Origin of the sequence: Hamadaea sp. (assembly GCF_013362815.1) — a bacterium.
In the GTDB taxonomy this organism is placed as follows: domain Bacteria; phylum Actinomycetota; class Actinomycetes; order Mycobacteriales; family Micromonosporaceae; genus Hamadaea.
On record NZ_JABFVK010000004.1, the window covers coordinates 97,161 to 113,728 of the forward strand.

Here is a 16,568-nt window from a genome sequence, read left to right on the forward strand (position 1 = left end):
CGGCTGCTCTGATAGGGCGGTGTCGGCAGCGCATCGGGCAGTGGACGCCGTCTGGCGGATCGAGTCCGCCCGGATCATCGCCGGGCTTGCCCGAGTCGTCCGCGACGTCGGGCTGGCCGAGGAACTCGCTCAAGATGCGATGGTCGCCGCGCTCGAACAATGGCCTGAGTCAGGCGTACCGGATAACCCGGGCGCCTGGCTCATGCTCATCGCCAAGCGCCGCGCGGTCGACTATCTGCGGCGGCAGGAGACGCTGACCCGCAAGGTCGCCGAGTTGGGCCGCGATCTCGACGACCACGAGGAGTCGTTCGAGGCCGAAGTCGACGCCGCGCTCGACGACGACATCGGCGACAACCTGCTCAGCCTGGTCTTCACCGCCTGCCATCCGGTGCTGTCCCCGGAGGCTCGGGTGGCCCTGACCCTGCGACTGCTGGGCGGGCTCACCACGGAGGAGATCGCGCGGGCGTACCTGGTTCCGGAGACGACCGTGGCGCAGCGCATCACCCGGGCGAAGAAGACGCTGGCGCAGAAGCAGATCCCGTTCGAGACGCCCGGTGGCGCCGAGCTGAGCGACCGCCTGCCCTCAGTCCTCGAAGTCGTGTACGCCATCTTCAACGAGGGCTACGCCGCAACTGCGGGGGAGAGCTGGATCCGCCCGACACTGTGCGAGGAGGCGCTGCGTCTCGGCCGCATCCTGGCCGAACTCGTCCCGCGCGAACCTGAGGTGCACGGCCTGGTCGCGTTGATGGAGATCCAAGCCTCCCGGCTACGCGCCCGCGTCGGCCGCGACGGCCGTCCCGTGCTGCTGCTCGACCAGAACCGGGTCCTCTGGGACCGCATCCTGATCCGCCGCGGTCTCGCCGCCCTCGACCGCGCCTTCTCGATCGGCGAGCCAGTCGGCCCGTACACGCTGCAAGCCGCCATCGCCGCCTGCCACGCCCGCGCAGTGACCGCCGAAGACACCGACTGGGCGCAGATGGTGCGCCTCTACGAACTGCTCGGCGAACTGACCCCCTCCCCGGTGATCGAGCTCAACCGGGCGGTCGCCGTCGGCATGGCCAGCGGGCCGGAAGCCGCGCTCAAGCTGGTCGACGCGCTCGCCGACGACCCGGCGCTCTCGGCGTACCACCTGCTGCCGAGTGTGCGCGGCGACCTCCTGGCCAAACTCGGCCGCACCGCCGAAGCCCGCGCCGAGTTCGACCGCGCCGCTTCGCTGACCCGCAACGAGTCCGAGCGCGTCCTGCTGCTTGAGCGAGCCCGCTCCCTACCTTGACCGGTACGCGAACAGCAGTGCCATACTCGCGCTCATGGGAACCTGGGACGCCGGACCGTACGACAACGACGACGCCTCCGACTGGCTGGAAGACCTCTTCGAAGCCGACCCCGCCGAATGGTCGGACATCATCGCCGAGACCCTGACGGCTGTCGTCGACTGGGACGACTACCTCGAATACCCGGAAGCCGCCGAAGCAGTGGCGGCCGCCGCCGTCGTCGCCTCCCAACTGCCCGGCATGGAGGCGTACGCCCCGGAGATGTTCGCCGACGACGAGGAGCTCGACTTCCCCGAATCACTCCGCGACCTCGCCGTACGCGCCCTGGACCGGATCGTCGGCGACGAGTCGGAATGGCGCGAGCTCTGGGACGGCAACGGCGACGAAGCCGTCGACGTCGTACGCGAACTCCGCACCGCCCTCGCCGGCTAACTCACACTTCTACGGCCGACCAGCCGGTCCGGGACGCTCCACCGAGGCGCTCGGCGCTCACCAACGCCTCGACCGCGTCGGCGCTCTCGGCGAGGACTACGCCGTCGGGCGTGCTCTCGGCGTACAAGCGGATCTCGAAGATCTCGCCGACGGCCTCGATCCCGACCCACGAACCCGACGCGACCACCTGCTGGATCGGAACCCCGCGCCGCAACGCTCCCACCGCCTCGCCCGGCGTCATCCCCACGGCCATGGGGCTATCTTTCACCCTCCTGATGTCGTCAGCGGCCCCTCACGACACCACCAGGGCGAAACATCGTCATGAGACCAGCCGTCGAACTTCGTCCGCAAAGTTCGTCGTACCGGCGTTCTCTAGCGCAATGAGCAGGCCGTGCAGAGTCGTAGGCTCGCGCTTGTAGCGCTCAGCTTGCGCAGTCAGGACTCAGCCGCGCCTACCTTGACCGCTGCCGCGCGTACGTGGCGATCCGTTTCATCGCAGGTCATCGAGGAGATGAGTGGCTCGTGACCGGTGCGGATGTGGCACCTTCGCGGACAAGAACGCGATGAAGCTCGTCGAGGATCTGAGGAGACCAATGTGGTCGATACAAATCGGCGGCAGCGAGTCTGAGCAGACTGTCGCGTAGGTACATGGGAAAGAGGACGCACGTGTCGAGGAGGACCGAGAGTGTCATCGTCGATCACCGGGTCCGCGTGGGGCCTGCGGACTTGCGATAGCCGTCAGCTTCCTCGGAAGCTTCGATCAGCTCGTCCAGTGCTGCCTCACGAGCTGAACGTCGGTTCTCTTGGAAGGCGAGGACATCGCGGAGCCGGACGCGACGGTGGCGCCCCGGCTGTTCAAACGGGATGAGTCCCTCATCGAGCATCTTGACGAGCGTGGGGCGGGATACCCCCAGCAAGTCGGCCGCTTCCTGGGTCGTCAGGCGCTGATTGTGGGGTGCGATCGTGACAGCCTGACCGCGAGCCATCGCCTGGACCACTTCGCGGAGGACCTCGTACACCGGGGTTGGGAGCCGAAGTCTCGCACCGTCCGGTCCCACGAGCTCCGCCGACCGGCCGGAGCCGAGCCGGCGAAGCATGTCGAGCAGCTCGTCGAGCGGTTCAGTAGGCGGAAGGACGGTGAGATCAGGTACGGCGATCATCACGCCGCTAGCGTACGCCAATTCGAAAGAAACGAAAGGTTCTCCATAGGTTATGTCACTGCTTCGCCACCCAGTAGACCTGCTTGTGGCCCCGTGACTCCAGTTCGGCCGCTTGCGCGTCAGCTGCCTCGCGCGAAGCGTGACGGGCGACCTCGTACCGATTCCCGTTGTCGTCCTGCCGCCACACGACCCAGATCGTCTCCTCGGCCATGTGACCATCTAAGCGGATGCCCGCCATGCTTGCCCGCCCGCGATCGGCTGAGCGACTCGCTCCACGCGGTCGATCGCGGCTAGCAGCGTCGGTCGAGCCCTCACCCAGAAACGGGTAACGAGGCGTTCGGGGCCGTAGCGCTCGCCGATCTCATCCAGCCGCGTAGTCACCTCAATCGGGGTGCCGTCGGGCGTAGTGGTCATATCGGCGTACCACAGCGCATCGGCAGTGATGGAGTGCTCCTGCTCGAACTCCGCGACCAGAGCCCCAGCCAACCCCCGCTCCTCCGCCTCGAAGAGGGCACAGGAGTGGTACGCAACCAGCGCAGCGAGGCGGGGAGACTGGCCCTGTTGGAGGAGCCACCGAGCACCATCCAGGGAATGAAAGCCGGTGTGCGCGATGTTCGGCGCGTACCCGATGTCATGTAGCCAGGCAGCGGCGATGAGCAAGTCGCGGACCTTCTCTGGGACCACCCGGGCGATCTCGCGGGCTTTTGCCGCTACGCCCTGTACATCTTGCCAACGCCTAGGTAAGGAGGCCGCCAACTCCTGCGCGGCATGTCCCGACGCCAATTCGACCAGTTCAGGCACGTGCGGGAGCCTATACACGCTGCCAGAACTCCCGCTACGGACGGCTACGGAGCCCAAGTCGTCCCAAGTCGTCCTTCCGTGGCGACCCGGGACAATGTCGGCGTGGATGCCTACAGCCGATTTGCCGATGTTCCCGAAGACCAACTCCAACAAGTCGGCTCGAATGCCGACGCAGCGAAGATCGTCGCGCTCATGGAGGCTGACCTCCGAGCGCACCCGAATGCCTGGGAGAACACAGACCTGGCAACGTTCCTCGGCGCTCTGGCCCGCTGCATCGATGCACAGCCGCAGCTCTACGGCAACCTTGGACAGAGCTACCCGGCGATCCCCTCTTGGAAGCAGTTCGCCGAAGCCCTTGTCGCGGCGACTGGCTACGAATAGCCAAGTCAACTAGGCCCCCGCCAACGGTCACGCGGACGGAATCGCCTGACGTGCCCGTCCCAGGTGATGGTTTCCGCAAGGGAATCTGCTCGCTAGCCCGCGGGACGCGTTGCTACGGTCGCCGCCATGCATAGCCTGCCCAGCGTCGACCGGGCCGACGTTCGCAAGACTGACGACAGCTCTGCCCTGATCCTGTCCGCAGGTGGGTTGCACGTCGTGATGATCCGTGTCCGCTACGACGGCAGGTGGAATGACGTGGAAGAGGTGATTAACAGCTCTGGTGACGTAGCCACTGGGGCGGTGAACGCCTGGACCCTCATTGGTCGAGTACTGTCGCTGGAGTTGAACCGCGAGGCAGCGGTGAAGCTGCGGTTTCCGCGTGACTACCGTGTGGACCTCGCCTTGTCTGGCGACCAACTCAATCTGGTTCGGACCAGCCTTCTGGAGATTCTGTCTACGGCCTGCTTCGTCGTAGAAACGCCAGAGGGCCGCGTCACGAGCTGAGCTCGGAGGTCGGGCCGTGGAGTTCCGCACCCCTCAAGCATCTGCTGGTAGCTGGCACAAGATAGGGCGGAGAGTCCTGGTGAGAACTTTCTTTACGTCTTCAAGGCGGCCCTGACGGGCCGCACGCGCCGTCGCCAAAGGGGCCGGGCCAAGGCCCGCCGCTTCGCCGGGACGGGACCAGGGCCTGGGGGCCCTGGCCCGCCCGGCGGCGGTGATAGCCCCGCGACGGCGCGACGGACTAAGAGCAGGGCCTGCGGCGCGAATCCCCCGACAACAGGATGGGCGGCAATCCCGTCACCACCGACCCAGGCAGAGCCGACCCGGAACCTGCCCTCCTGGTCAAGGTCGTTCTGCAAGTGTGGAGCTCCACCTTGACCAGGAGGGCAGAACCCGGGACCACGGAGTGTGGGTCGACGGCGACGGGATGGCTACGCTTGTCAAGGCGAGGTTTACGCCTGGTAAATCTCCATGACTTCGCGGGCGACAAATAAGCGGCCGTACTTCTTTCCGGTCCATTCCACGATGAGGCCAAGCTTCACAAGTTTTGGAATCACCTGGTTGACCGCGACGTAGGTGACTTCGTAGCGTTTCGCCGCGTCCGTAACGGACAGCATCGGATAACCGATCAGGTCTTCGGTGATCTTTTCGGCTACGCCCCGCACCTTTGCCTCTCGCAATGTGGCTAGGGCTTGGTCTCGCCAGTCATGAAGACGATCAATCTTCTGCACGGCTGTGGTGGCCTGGACTCGTACGGCTTCGCAGAAGAACTGGATCCAGTCGTCGAAGCGACCCGTGATGCTGCATTGGAGTAGGTGGTTCTGGTACGCCTCACGTTCCCGTTCTAGCCACGGAGACAAGTTGAGTACCGGAAGCCGCATCTCTCCCGCCCGTGCGAGCTGAAGCACACAGACCAGGCGACCGAGGCGTCCGTTACCGTCGTTGAACGGGTGAAGGGATTCGAACTGATAGTGACCAAGTGCCATCTTGACCACAAGAGGGATGGAGTTATCACGGTTGATCCAGTCAATCCAGGCGTCAACCCCGCTGCGTAGTTGATCGCCGGGCGGTGGGGGAACGAACCGCGCGTCAGAAACCCTTCGGCCGCTACTGCCGATGAAGACCTGTTTGGTCCGGAGGTGGCCGGCATCCGGCCCATCACCGGGTGTCCCAGCGATGAGAATCTTTTGAAGGCTCTCCAGCATGGCCACGGTGATCGGGTAGGTCTGGATCCACTCAAATGCAGTCTCGGCCGTTCTGACGTAGTTTCGAACCTCTGCCACTGCCGCGCCGACGGTGCTCGTTCCGGCGAAGTCCGCTTCTAGAACTTCATCCAGTGCCGCGTAGGTTCCTTCAAGCGCTGACGTGCTCACTGCCTCGCGGCGGATCGCGGGGCGAACCAGCAGGTACGGGTTAGGCAGCCGGAAGGCCGCTTGATCAAGGCGAGCGATCGCGGCGGAAGCCTCAGCTACCAGCTTGTATGTCTCCTGGTTTAGGTCGAGCAGGTCTGGCAACGGGTCGGGTATGAACGCGAAATGGTCGAAATCTTCGCCAAACCTGCCGTCCGTACCGGTAATGCGGACAAGCCTGCCGACCGGCGTCTTGCTGAAGGCACCAATATCCACGGCTTCTAAACTATCATCCCGTAAACTTTAAATCTGGTCCGCAGATCTAAACCAGAACGCAGAAGCCTGCTCGCAAATGAAACTAGGAAGCGAGCCGGTTTAAATCTGCCGACGAGATTTAAACCGGTCCGGATCTCATAACGCCCGTCGTCAACCCTGCGAAAACTACGACCAGTTATCTCGCGTCGCCTAACAGCCCAGCTCTACGATTTATCGATATAAGTCGATTTCGCGCCGGGTATACGCTCCGTTGTGGCGAAGCCATGCTGTGCACCGAAGGCAACGGAGCGTATACCCGGTGCGCGCGCGCGAAACTAGTCTCTTCCTTCATGCTTCGCAATCCCTGGGCCCAGACGACCAGCCCTCCGTTGTCACCAGATGCCACAACTGGCCGATGATCGCCTGGGCTGTAGCGGGTAGAGGAGTTTGTCCGCCTTGCGGTCCTCATGCCGGGCACCATCAAATCTTTGGCTCTGTGTCGGGCCGTCTCTGGGCCGTCTGGGCCGTCATCGGGCCGCGAAACGGCGACCAACGACAACCAACGAGAACCAAGAACGCCGTGAATACGCCCATCTCAGAACGCAGGGAACCGGCTTGATCAGGAAGGCGACGGACGAGTCGGCCTGTACGCCGGATTTTGTGCCGCCCTCCGGAGAGGGCGCGGCGGCCATCCATCTCGGCGCACCGTTGCCGATGCGCTCCAGCGGCCTACCCGCAGGCTTGGGCGGGCAGCCCTCGAACGCCTGCGCAGGACCCGTGGGTCCCTCTTGGCCTTGCTCCGGGTGGGGTTTACCGAGCCACCCCGGTCACCCGGGGTGCTGGTGGGCTCTTACCCCACCGTTTCACCCTTACCCGATCTCCGATGGAGTCGGGCGGTCTGTTTTCTGTGGCACTTTCCCGCGGGTCGCCCCGGGTTGCCGTTAACAACCACCCTGCCCTTTGGAGTCCGGACGTTCCTCGGCATCACCGCGGGCCCGCAGTGATGACGCGACCGCCCGGCCGACTCGTCCGTCGTAGTGACAAGGATACTGATCAGGTTCGCCCGGAGTCGATCAGGGACCCATGGACACGACACACCGGTCGATCACGACGGTAAGTTCATGATCGCGCGGAAAGGCGGGGCCTGGGGAGGCGCAGGTGCAGGCACAGCATGTGGTGGTGTTGCTCGCGGCCGGGTTCGGCGCGGGTGCGGTGAACGCCGCCGCCGGCGGGGGTTCGCTCATCAGTTTTCCGGCGCTGATCGCGACCGGTTTGCCGCCGAAAATCGCGAACGTCACGAATTCGGTGGCGGTCTGCCCGGGGTATCTCGCGAGCGTCGCGGGGAGTTGGCGCGACGTCGGCGACGAGCGGCGTACGTTGCTGCGGTTGTTGCCCACGATCGCGCTCGGCACGGCCACCGGCTGCGCGCTACTGCTGGTCACGTCGGCGGAGGCGTTCGAGCGGGTGGTTCCGTTCCTGGTGCTCGCGGCCGCCGCGGTGCTCGCCTTCCAGGATCGGCTCAAGGCAGTGGTGGGTCATCCCCATCAGATGAGTACGCGTAAACGGGCGGTCGCGCTGCACGGTCTGGTCGGGCTGGGCTGTGTGTACGGCGGGTACTTCGGAGCCGCGCTCGGTGTGATGCTGGTGGCGGTGCTTGGGCTGCTCGTCGACGGTTCGCTCAGGCAGATCACCGCGATGAAGAACGTGGTCTCCGCCGCCGAGGGGCTCGTGACGATCGCGTACTTCGCCGTCTTCGCGGATGTCCAGTGGTCTGCGGTCGCACTGCTCGCCCCGGCGACGATTGCGGGCGGGTACGCGGGCGCGCGGATCGCCCGGCGGATTCCGCAGCGGATCCTGCGGGCCGGCATCGTCGCGTACGCCGTCGTAATCGCGGGAATCCTGTTCGTCCGCGCCTTCTGAACACAGCCGAAGCGATCTACCATCGTCGAAGGAGAAGGGCGGTGCCAATGTCTACTTCGGTCTCCGATCGCGACCATCTGATCGCGGCCGCGCTGAGCCTCGTCGCCATCGGCGGGTTGCACCTCGACGGGTGGGCGCACGCCAATCGGCCGGGGCTGGAGACCTTCTTCACGCCGTGGCACGCCGTCCTCTACTCCGGTTTCCTTCTGACCGCCGGGTGGCTCGTCCTGCTCGGCGTACGCCTCGGGGGCCGCAGCGCCGGCCCGCTCGCCTGGTGGAGTGCACTGCCTAAGGCGTACAAGTCGGGGATCGTGGGGGTGGCGGTCTTCGCCGCCGGCGGTGCGGGCGACATGCTGTGGCACACGCTTTTCGGTGTCGAGACGGGCGTGGACGCGCTGTTGAGCCCCACGCACCTGGTGTTGCTCGTGGGCGGGATGCTGTTGTTCTCCTCGCCTGCGGTGGCCGCGGCGCGCGACTTCACCGGACGGTGGCCGGGCGTCGTGGCGATTGCGCTTTCGACGGCGTCGGTGGCCGGGGCCGGCGCGTTCTTCCTGAGCTATCTGGAGGTCTTCCAGTGGCCGCGGGCGTCGCAGCTCTACGTGCCCAACGGGCCGAACGAGGGCAGCGCGGTGCTGGGCTTCGGCGGATATCTGGCGAATACCGCGGCGATTCTCGTGGCGATCCTGCTGCTGCGGCGATTCCTGGATCGCGCGCCGCTCGGCGTGCTCACCGCGGTGACCGCCACAGTGTCGATCGGCGGCGCGGCGTTCACCGAATTCGCCTATCCGGCCCCGATCGTGGGCGCGATCGCCGGTGCGGTGGTGGCCGACGCAGCGCTCGCCTTCGTGCCATGGCCCTGGGACCGCTGGCTCGTGCTGGGTGCGCTCGCTCCGCTCGCGATTTGGAGTGGGCAGCTCATCGGCGTCGAGGTGAGCGTCGGAATCGGCTGGACAGTGGAGTTGTGGGCCGGCGTCGTCGCACTTTGTGGTCTCGCCGGGCTGAGTCTGGCCCTGCTCACCCGCCCGCGTGACGTTCCGGCGGCGCGTCGCGACGAGCCGATCGCGGCCGAAGCCACCCTCGTCGGGTGATGCGCGCCCGGCCTCCCTTGTCGACGGCCGAACGCTGATTCCGCGCTGCCGCAGCGCTTTTCACCGCGTACGCCGAATGGTGCGAGTCGCCATTCGGCCGTCCGTCCAACATCGCCGGAGAAAAGAATTCTCCGATTTTTCGCTGAAATACACACACATGGCCGAATTGCGATGCATAGTGACGTTGAGCAACAGCGGCAAAAGTGCCGAGGTTGCACAAACGTCCGCAGCGGGCGAAGGGCCTGTCGGACACATCCGTGAGGAGGAGACGATGGCCGAAGCTAAGAAGGCCACCCGACCGGCGGCGAAGAAGACCACCGCCAAGAAGACGGCGGCCAAGGCGCCGGCCGGCCGCGCCGCAGCGGTCAAGAAGTCCGCCGCGGCGAAGAAGACGACGGCGAAGAAGACCACCGCTGCTGCGAAGAAGACGACGGCCGCGAAGAAGACCGCCGCCAAGAAGACGACGGCGAAGAAGACGATGGCCGCCAAGAAGACCACCGCGAAGCGGGTGACTGCGGCGGTGAAGAAGTCGACCCGTCCCGCGGCGAAGAAGACCACCGCCGCGAAGAAGGCGGCGGCGAAGAAGACCACGCGTCCGGCCGCCAAGAAGACCACCGCTGCTAAGAAGACCACCGCGGCGGCGAAGAAGACCACCGCGGCGGCGAAGAAGACCACGGCCGTCAAGAAGACCACCGCGGCTGCGAAGAAGACGACGGCCGCGAAGAAGACCACGGCCAAGAAGACGGCCGCGAAGAAGACCACGCGTCCGGCCGCCAAGAAGACCACCGCGGCGAAGAAGACGACGCGCCCGGCCGCGAAGAAGACCACGGCCAAGAAGACGGCCGCGAAGAAGACCACCGCGAAGCGGACTACCTCGCGTATGCGCTGATGTCCGACGGGCCGCCGGATGCACGGCCGGCGGCCCGCTGCATGTCTCGACCCGCGTCGGGTGCACGGCACTGGTAGGAATGTGCCGTGGTCACCCGACGCGTTTTCGCCTCCGCCATCGACTTCGGCCCCCTGCGCGCGGAGCTTCATCTGCCCGACTCGTTCCCGTCCGCGGCCCAGGCCGAGGCTGAGGCCAGTGCCGCCGCCCCCAAGCTGCCCGCGCTCGACCGGACCGACGTCGAGTTCGTCACGATCGACCCGCCCGGCTCGCGGGACCTCGATCAAGCGGTCTGCCTGCGGCGCCGCGGTTCCGGTTTTCAGGTGTGGTACGCCATCGCCGACGTCCTGAGCGCGGTGCCCAGCGGGGGCGCCCTGGAAGCCGAGACGTGGAAACGGGGGCAGACCGTCTACCTGCCCGACGGCAATGTGCCGTTGCACCCCGTCGTGCTCAGCGAAGGCGCGGCCAGCCTCCTGCCGGAGCAGGAACGGGCCGCCGTCGTGTGGACGATCGACCTCGACTCGAACGGTGTCACCGAGGGCGTGCACGTCGAACGGGCTCGCGTACGCAGCCGCGCGAAGCTCGCGTACGCGAACGTGCAGCGCGAGGTGGATCAGGACAAGCTGCCGGAGTCGATCGCACTACTGCCCGAGATCGGCCGCCTCCTCGTCGAGCAGGGTCTCCAGCGTGGGGCGATCAACCTGCCGATGCCCGAGCAGGACGTCGTGGTCAGTAAGTCGGGCTGGCGGCTGGAACTGCGCCCGCCGCTGCCGGTGGAGGAGTGGAACGCGCAGATCTCGCTGCTCACCGGCATGGCGGCGGCCCAGCTGATGCTGCGCGGCGGAGTCGGACTGCTCCGAACGATGCCATATCCGACGCCGGAGGCGCTGAGCAAGCTGCGTACGGCAGCGGCCGGGCTCGGGATCGAGTGGCCCGCCGAAGTGAGCGTCGGCCGGGTCCTCGCCGGTCTCGACCCGAAGAACCCCCGGGCCGCCGCGTTCATCGACCAGACCGCTGAGACGCTGCGTGGAGCCGGATACACCGCGTTCGACGGCGTACGCCCGGAGCAGACCGACCATGGCGGCGTCGCCGGGGCGTACGCGCACGTGACGGCCCCGTTGCGCCGCCTGGCCGACCGGTACGCCACCGAAGCGGCCCTGGCCGTCTACGAAGGCCGTCCGGTGCCCGACGAGATCCGGGCGGCGCTGCCGAAGCTGCCCGAGGTGATGGCGGAGACGGGGCGGATCGCCTCCGCCGCCGACCGGGGTGCGATCGACCTCGCCGAGGCGCTGCTGCTGAAGGATCGGGTGGGCGAGGTCTTCGACGCCGCCGTGGTCGACGACGACCAGATCGCGCTCGACGAGCCGCCGGTACGCGCCCGCTGCTCGGGCGACCTCAAGCCCGGTGAGCGGGTGCGGGCTCGGCTCACCGACGCCGACCCCGTCAAGCGGCTGGTGCGCTTCACTGCTGTATAGCGCTCTCTCTTTCGCTGCAGATCACGGTTACCCATGCTTCCCGACCGCTCGGAAGCATGCGTAACCGTGATCTGCAGCGGTCTCGCTGGAGCCGGCCGGATACCCGCCGGTAGGGTCGGACGCATGGCTCTCGACGCGATCTCCCTGCCCGACGTCTCCGGTCTGACGGTCGGCATCCTCGGCGGCACCGGTGACCAGGGACGAGGGCTGGCGTACCGGCTCGCCCGGGCGGGCCAGCGGATCGTCATCGGCTCCCGGTCGGCCGAGCGGGCCGGTGCGGCCGCCGCGGAGATCGCCGCGCTGGCCGGGCAGACGGCCGACGTCACAGGTGCTGACAACGCCGCCGTCGCCGCCGGGTCGGACATCGTGATCGTCGCCGTGCCGTGGGACGGCCACGGAGAGCTGCTGACTTCGCTGCGCGAGCCGCTCGCGGGCAAGCTCGTCGTCGACTGCGTGAATCCGCTCGGCTTCGACAAGCAGGGGCCGTACGCGTTGCGCGTACCGGAGGGGAGTGCGGCCGAACAGGCGGCGGCGCTGCTGCCGGACTCGACCGTGTGCGCCGCCTTCCACCATGTGAGCGCCGCTCTGCTGGCCGACCCGGAGGTCGCCGCGATGCAGCTGGACGTGCTCGTGCTCGGGGAGGAACGGGAAAAGGTCGCCGTCGTGCAGGCCCTCGCGAATCGCATTCCCGGCATGCGCGGGGTGTATGCCGGCCGTCTCCGGAATGCGCATCAGATCGAGGCGTTCACCGCCAATCTGATCGCCATCAACAAGCGATACAAGTCGCACGCCGGTATTCGCGTCACCGACGTCTGACGGCTCAATGAGAAAGCCCCGGCCGGAGCCGGGGCCCTTTCGATTTAGAAAGTATGTTCGGATGCGGGGAACACTCCGCCCCGGACTTCTTCGGCGTACTGCTTGACCGCGTCGGTCAGCACGGTGTTCAGGTCGGCGTACCGCTTCACGAAGCGCGGCGCCGGTCCGGTACGCAGTCCGGCCATGTCCTGCCAGACCAGCACCTGGGCGTCGCAGTCGGGGCCGGCGCCGATCCCGATGGTGGGGATGTCGAGCTCGTGGGTGACCTGCTTGGCGACCTCGCCCGGAACCATCTCCAGGACGACGGAGAACGCGCCGGCTTCGGCGACCGCCCGGGCGTCGGCGAGGATCTGCTCAGCTGTGTCGCCGCGGCCCTGCACCCGGTATCCGCCCAGCACGTGCTCACTCTGCGGGGTGAATCCGATGTGCGCCATGACCGGTACGCCGGCCTGCGTGAGCGCCTCGATCGCAGCGGCACTGCGCCGGCCGCCTTCGAGCTTCACGGCGTGACAGCCGCCCTCCTTGAGGAACCGTACGCCGGTGCGCAGCGCCTGGGTGGGGCCTTCCTCGTAGGAGCCGAACGGCAGGTCCCCGACGACGAGAGCGCGCTTGGTCGCCCGGGTCACCGCGCGTACCAGGGGGAGTAGTTCGTCGACCGTCACCGGCAAGGTCGTCTCGTAGCCGAAGACGTTGTTGGCGGCCGAATCGCCGACCAGCAGCACGGGGATTCCCGCGGAGTCGAAAAGCGCGGCGGTGTACTGGTCATAGGAGGTGAGCATCGCCCACTTCTCCCCGCGTTCCTTCGCCAGCAGCAGATCACGGGTGCGTACGCGCTTGGTGGCGGGCCCGCCGTAGAGGGACGGGACTTCTGACTGGGACATCGGCGTCTCCATGGGTGTGTCTCGAGGCCGCGAGGTGCGGTCCCCGGATGAGGTGATCGTCCCACTTTGCGCAACCGGCCGGTTAACCTTCGTGCAACATCTCACAGCCACCTCGGCGGTCTGCTAGCGCGCTGGATCACGGATCACGGTCGAATCACGGTGCAAGATTCGACCGTGATCCCTGATCCAGCGCCGTAGGGGCGGCCGTGAGGAAGAAACCGGGGCGTGGAAAGATTGACGGGATATCCGATCCGATACCCAGGGGGTTGGCCCGACCGTGGCTCAGTTCATCTACGTGCTGGAGAAGGCGCGCAAAGCGCACGGTGACAAGGTCGTTCTCGACAACGTCACGCTGAACTTCCTGCCCGGGGCCAAGATCGGTGTCGTCGGCCCGAACGGCGCGGGTAAGTCCAGCCTGCTCAAGATCATGGCCGGGCTCGACATGCCGAGCAACGGCGAGGCGCGCCTCATGCCCGGCTACACCGTCGGCATGGTGGCTCAGGAGCCCCGGCTGGACGAGTCCAAGACCGTCCTGGAGAACATCGAGCTGGCGGTGGCCGACACCAAGGCCAAGATCGCCCGATTCAACGAGATCGCCGAGCTCATGGCGACCGACTACTCCGACGAGCTGATGGACGAGATGGGCCGGCTCCAGGAGGAGCTCGACCACGCCGACGCCTGGGACCTGGACTCCAAGCTCGAGCAGGCGATGGACGCGCTGCGCTGCCCGCCCGCCGACGCGCAGGTCGGCCCGCTGTCCGGTGGCGAGAAGCGCCGGGTCGCGCTCTGCAAGCTGCTGCTGGAGGCGCCGGATCTGCTGCTGCTCGACGAGCCCACCAACCACCTCGACGCCGAGAGCGTGAACTGGCTGGAGCAGCACCTCGCCAAGTACCCGGGCACGGTCATCGCGATCACCCACGACCGGTACTTCCTGGACAACGTCGCGCAGTGGATCCTCGAGCTCGACCGCGGCCGCGCGTACCCGTACGAGGGCAACTACTCCACGTACCTGGAGAAGAAGGCGGCCCGTCTCGCGGTCGAGGGCCGCAAGGACGCCAAGATGAAGAAGCGGCTCTCCGAGGAGCTGGAGTGGGTGCGCTCCAACGCGAAGGCTCGCCAGACCAAGTCCCGCGCCCGGCTCGACCGGTACGAGGAGATGGCGGCCGAAGCGGAGAAGACCCGCAAGCTCGACTTCGATGAGATCCAGATCCCGCCGGGTCCGCGCCTGGGCAACACGGTCATCGAGGCCAAGGACCTGGTCAAGGGGTTCGGCGACCGGGTGCTCATCGACGGTTTGTCGTTCTCGCTGCCGCGTAACGGCATCGTCGGCATCATCGGCCCGAACGGCGTCGGCAAGACCACGCTCTTCAAGACGATCGTCGGGATCGAGAAGCCGGACAGCGGGACGGTGAAGGTCGGCGAGACGGTGTCATTGTCCTACGTGGACCAGAACCGGGCCGGCCTCATGAGCAGCAAGACGGTTTGGGAGGTCGTCTCCGACGGACTCGACCACCTCATGGTCGGCAAGGTCGAGATGCCGTCCCGGGCGTACGTTGCGGCGTTCGGCTTCCGGGGCCCGGACCAGCAGAAGCCGGTCAACGTGCTGTCGGGTGGCGAGCGGAACCGGCTCAACCTGGCGCTCACTCTGAAGATCGGCGGCAACGTGCTGCTGCTCGACGAGCCCACCAACGACCTCGACGTCGAGACCCTCTCCAGCCTGGAGAACGCGTTGCTGGACTTCCCCGGCTGCGCCGTCGTCATCTCCCACGACCGGATGTTCCTCGACCGGGTCGCCACGCACATCCTCGCCTGGGAGGGCGACGACGAGGACGAGGCGCAGTGGTTCTGGTTCGAGGGCAACTTCGACGCGTACGAGAAGAACAAGGTCGACCGGCTCGGCGCGGAGGCGGCTCGCCCGCACCGGGTCACGCACCGCAAGCTCACCCGGGACTGACCCGACCTTGAGTAAGCGGTTCGTCTACCACGTCAGCCTCCGCTGGTCCGACCTGGACGCCTACGGCCATGTCAACAACGCGCGCTTCCTCACGCTTTACGAGGAGGCGCGGGTGGCGATGATGTTCGTGGGCGCCCGGTCGGCCGGCTTGGCGACGTTCGAGGAAGGCATCGTCGTCTCCCGGCACGAGGTCGACTACCTGCGCCCGGTGGACTACGGCGATCCGGTCCGGATCGAGATGTGGATCGACGAGCTGCGGCCGTCCCGGTTCACCGTCTGCTACGAGCTTTTCGACGGCGACGTCCTGGCCAGCCGGGCGCGGTCCATCCTGGTCCCGTTCGACCTGGACAAGGGCCGTCCGCGCCGGCTTTCCGATGCCGAGCAGGAGTTTCTGCAGCCGTGGATCTCCGCTTCCTAGCCCGGCTCGCCCGGTTCGACCCACAGGCCCTGGTCCGCGTGCGGCCGGCGGGTCCGAACCAGGTCGCCCTCTGGGGCAGGCTGCCGTGGGGGGTCCTGGTCACGCGTACCGCCGAGGGCTTCACGTCGGCCGACCGCACGTTCGCGGTGGCCGATCTGCTGGCTGGCGCCGAGCATCCGCGAACGCGCGACAGCGAGTGGCGGTGGGCGCTGCCGTCGGCGGCCGCGAAGTCCGTCGAGCTTCTGCCCGCCCAAGTGGTACGCGATATCGCCCGAGCGGCGGCGGAGACCCTGCGCCAGGCGTCCACCGGTGGCGTCGGTGGCCAAGCCGTGGGGTCCCGGCGGTTGCGGGACGCGTTGCTGGATCACGTGGCCATCACGGTCACCGTCGACGCCGCCGACTGGTCCGGCCGGCCGATCGAGGTGCCGCAACGGCTCGTTCAGGCCGTCACCAGGATGGGACTGCTGGACACTGAAGACGTCGATCTGGCCGCCCGTGACGCGACTGTGACTGCCGATGCGGTCGACGTGGTGGTGTCCGGACCGTGGATCGGGCTGTCCGCTCCGGGGGGCATCGCTTGGTATCGGCCGTCTGCGCCGACGCTGCGCCCCTTGTGAAAGCTGTCGCGGAAACCTCGCGCTCCTTGCCAACCCTTACGCAACTACGTTGCGCCATCGGCCATTCGGCCCATCATCGCTGAACCGAACGGATCGTGGATGCGGTTGGGGGGCTGCCAGAACTCGTACTTCCAGGTAACGTTCAGCCTCGGGATCACACGCAAGGTAACCGTTCGGATCCATAGAGGAGCGCGAGCAATGCCGTGGTGGTCAGTTGCGTCATGGTTTACGCCAAGTCGTTCGTTGCGCCATCACACGGGGGATCACGAGACGTCGCTGCGGTCTGCCGCATGCGAGGATCTCGGCCGGACCGCATTCGCCGTCCCGGATGACCTTTCCACGCTCGACCTCGGGCCGGCACCG

Annotated in this window: 19 protein-coding genes and 1 other RNA gene; 12 read left to right on the forward strand and 8 right to left on the reverse strand. The window is 66.8% G+C overall.

Features of this window, described 5'->3' with window-relative positions; translation table 11 throughout:
- Positions 1-19: 19 nt before the first annotated feature.
- Positions 20-1,273, forward strand: coding sequence for an RNA polymerase sigma factor (locus HOV77_RS02000; RefSeq protein ID WP_290856673.1), 1,254 nt, complete (start codon positions 20-22; stop codon positions 1,271-1,273).
- Positions 1,274-1,307: 34 nt separating this feature from the next.
- Positions 1,308-1,703: a DUF4259 domain-containing protein gene (locus tag HOV77_RS02005; protein WP_290856676.1), complete on the forward strand. Its 396-nt coding sequence runs from the start codon at positions 1,308-1,310 to the stop codon at positions 1,701-1,703.
- A gap of 1 nt (position 1,704) precedes the next feature.
- On the opposite strand, the gene HOV77_RS02010 is transcribed toward HOV77_RS02005, so the two are convergent.
- The 5 genes from HOV77_RS02010 to HOV77_RS02030 all read right to left on the reverse strand — a co-directional run bounded on the left by HOV77_RS02010 (position 1,705) and on the right by HOV77_RS02030 (position 3,664).
- On the reverse strand, positions 1,705-1,956 hold the full coding sequence (locus HOV77_RS02010; protein WP_290856682.1) for a hypothetical protein: 252 nt from the start codon (positions 1,954-1,956) through the stop codon (positions 1,705-1,707).
- Positions 1,957-2,203: 247 nt separating this feature from the next.
- Complete coding sequence (locus HOV77_RS02015) at positions 2,204-2,395, reverse strand: PIN domain-containing protein (protein WP_363259472.1); 192 nt, start codon at positions 2,393-2,395, stop codon at positions 2,204-2,206.
- Between the two features lie 6 nt (positions 2,396-2,401).
- Complete coding sequence (locus HOV77_RS02020; RefSeq protein ID WP_290856834.1) at positions 2,402-2,863, reverse strand: helix-turn-helix domain-containing protein; 462 nt, start codon at positions 2,861-2,863, stop codon at positions 2,402-2,404.
- 55 nt (positions 2,864-2,918) lie between these two features.
- A complete protein-coding gene (locus tag HOV77_RS02025; protein ID WP_290856689.1) occupies positions 2,919-3,074 on the reverse strand; it encodes a hypothetical protein in 156 nt (51 codons plus the stop codon).
- A gap of 8 nt (positions 3,075-3,082) precedes the next feature.
- Positions 3,083-3,664, reverse strand: a complete 582-nt coding sequence (locus HOV77_RS02030) for an HD domain-containing protein (protein ID WP_290856691.1) — start codon at positions 3,662-3,664, stop codon at positions 3,083-3,085.
- Positions 3,665-3,766: 102 nt separating this feature from the next.
- Between HOV77_RS02030 and HOV77_RS02035 the strand changes: the two genes are divergently transcribed.
- Both HOV77_RS02035 and HOV77_RS02040 read left to right on the forward strand, forming a co-directional pair.
- The gene (locus tag HOV77_RS02035) at positions 3,767-4,045 is read left to right on the forward strand and encodes a hypothetical protein (RefSeq protein WP_290856693.1); all 279 of its coding nucleotides are present in this window, start codon (positions 3,767-3,769) and stop codon (positions 4,043-4,045) included.
- A gap of 126 nt (positions 4,046-4,171) precedes the next feature.
- Entirely contained in the window at positions 4,172-4,549 is a 378-nt protein-coding gene (locus HOV77_RS02040; protein ID WP_290856696.1) for a hypothetical protein, read from the forward strand.
- 449 nt (positions 4,550-4,998) lie between these two features.
- Here the strand turns inward: HOV77_RS02040 and HOV77_RS02045 are convergent, their stop codons facing one another.
- Positions 4,999-6,171, reverse strand: coding sequence for a Fic/DOC family N-terminal domain-containing protein (locus tag HOV77_RS02045; protein WP_290856698.1), 1,173 nt, complete (start codon positions 6,169-6,171; stop codon positions 4,999-5,001).
- 610 nt (positions 6,172-6,781) lie between these two features.
- An RNA gene (gene rnpB / locus HOV77_RS02050) (RNase P RNA component class A) lies at positions 6,782-7,178 on the reverse strand.
- A 130-nt stretch (positions 7,179-7,308) separates the two neighbouring features.
- Here rnpB and HOV77_RS02055 point away from each other — a divergent pair.
- The 5 genes from HOV77_RS02055 to npdG all read left to right on the forward strand — a co-directional run bounded on the left by HOV77_RS02055 (position 7,309) and on the right by npdG (position 12,335).
- Positions 7,309-8,070: a sulfite exporter TauE/SafE family protein gene (locus HOV77_RS02055; protein WP_290856701.1), complete on the forward strand. Its 762-nt coding sequence runs from the start codon at positions 7,309-7,311 to the stop codon at positions 8,068-8,070.
- A 41-nt stretch (positions 8,071-8,111) separates the two neighbouring features.
- Entirely contained in the window at positions 8,112-9,158 is a 1,047-nt protein-coding gene (locus HOV77_RS02060) for a hypothetical protein (RefSeq protein WP_290856703.1), read from the forward strand.
- A gap of 271 nt (positions 9,159-9,429) precedes the next feature.
- Positions 9,430-10,047, forward strand: a complete 618-nt coding sequence (locus tag HOV77_RS02065; RefSeq protein WP_290856705.1) for a hypothetical protein — start codon at positions 9,430-9,432, stop codon at positions 10,045-10,047.
- An 86-nt stretch (positions 10,048-10,133) separates the two neighbouring features.
- Positions 10,134-11,519, forward strand: coding sequence for an RNB domain-containing ribonuclease (locus HOV77_RS02070; RefSeq protein WP_290856707.1), 1,386 nt, complete (start codon positions 10,134-10,136; stop codon positions 11,517-11,519).
- 123 nt (positions 11,520-11,642) lie between these two features.
- On the forward strand, positions 11,643-12,335 hold the full coding sequence (gene npdG / locus HOV77_RS02075; protein ID WP_290856709.1) for an NADPH-dependent F420 reductase: 693 nt from the start codon (positions 11,643-11,645) through the stop codon (positions 12,333-12,335).
- Between the two features lie 44 nt (positions 12,336-12,379).
- Here npdG and panB read toward each other — a convergent pair whose 3' ends face one another.
- Positions 12,380-13,216 (reverse strand): 3-methyl-2-oxobutanoate hydroxymethyltransferase, encoded by an 837-nt coding sequence (gene panB / locus HOV77_RS02080; protein ID WP_290856711.1) that lies wholly within the window; start codon positions 13,214-13,216, stop codon positions 12,380-12,382.
- A 277-nt stretch (positions 13,217-13,493) separates the two neighbouring features.
- Here panB and ettA point away from each other — a divergent pair, with 277 nt between their 5' ends.
- From ettA to HOV77_RS02095, 3 genes are read left to right on the forward strand one after another with little or no spacing between them, the layout of a single operon-like run.
- Entirely contained in the window at positions 13,494-15,170 is a 1,677-nt protein-coding gene (ettA, locus tag HOV77_RS02085) for an energy-dependent translational throttle protein EttA (RefSeq protein ID WP_290856713.1), read from the forward strand.
- A 7-nt stretch (positions 15,171-15,177) separates the two neighbouring features.
- Positions 15,178-15,588, forward strand: coding sequence for a thioesterase family protein (locus HOV77_RS02090; protein ID WP_290856715.1), 411 nt, complete (start codon positions 15,178-15,180; stop codon positions 15,586-15,588).
- Positions 15,570-16,205: a hypothetical protein gene (locus HOV77_RS02095; RefSeq protein ID WP_290856717.1), complete on the forward strand. Its 636-nt coding sequence runs from the start codon at positions 15,570-15,572 to the stop codon at positions 16,203-16,205. The genes HOV77_RS02090 and HOV77_RS02095 overlap by 19 nt, the downstream gene beginning before the upstream one ends.
- Positions 16,206-16,568: the final 363 nt, after the last annotated feature.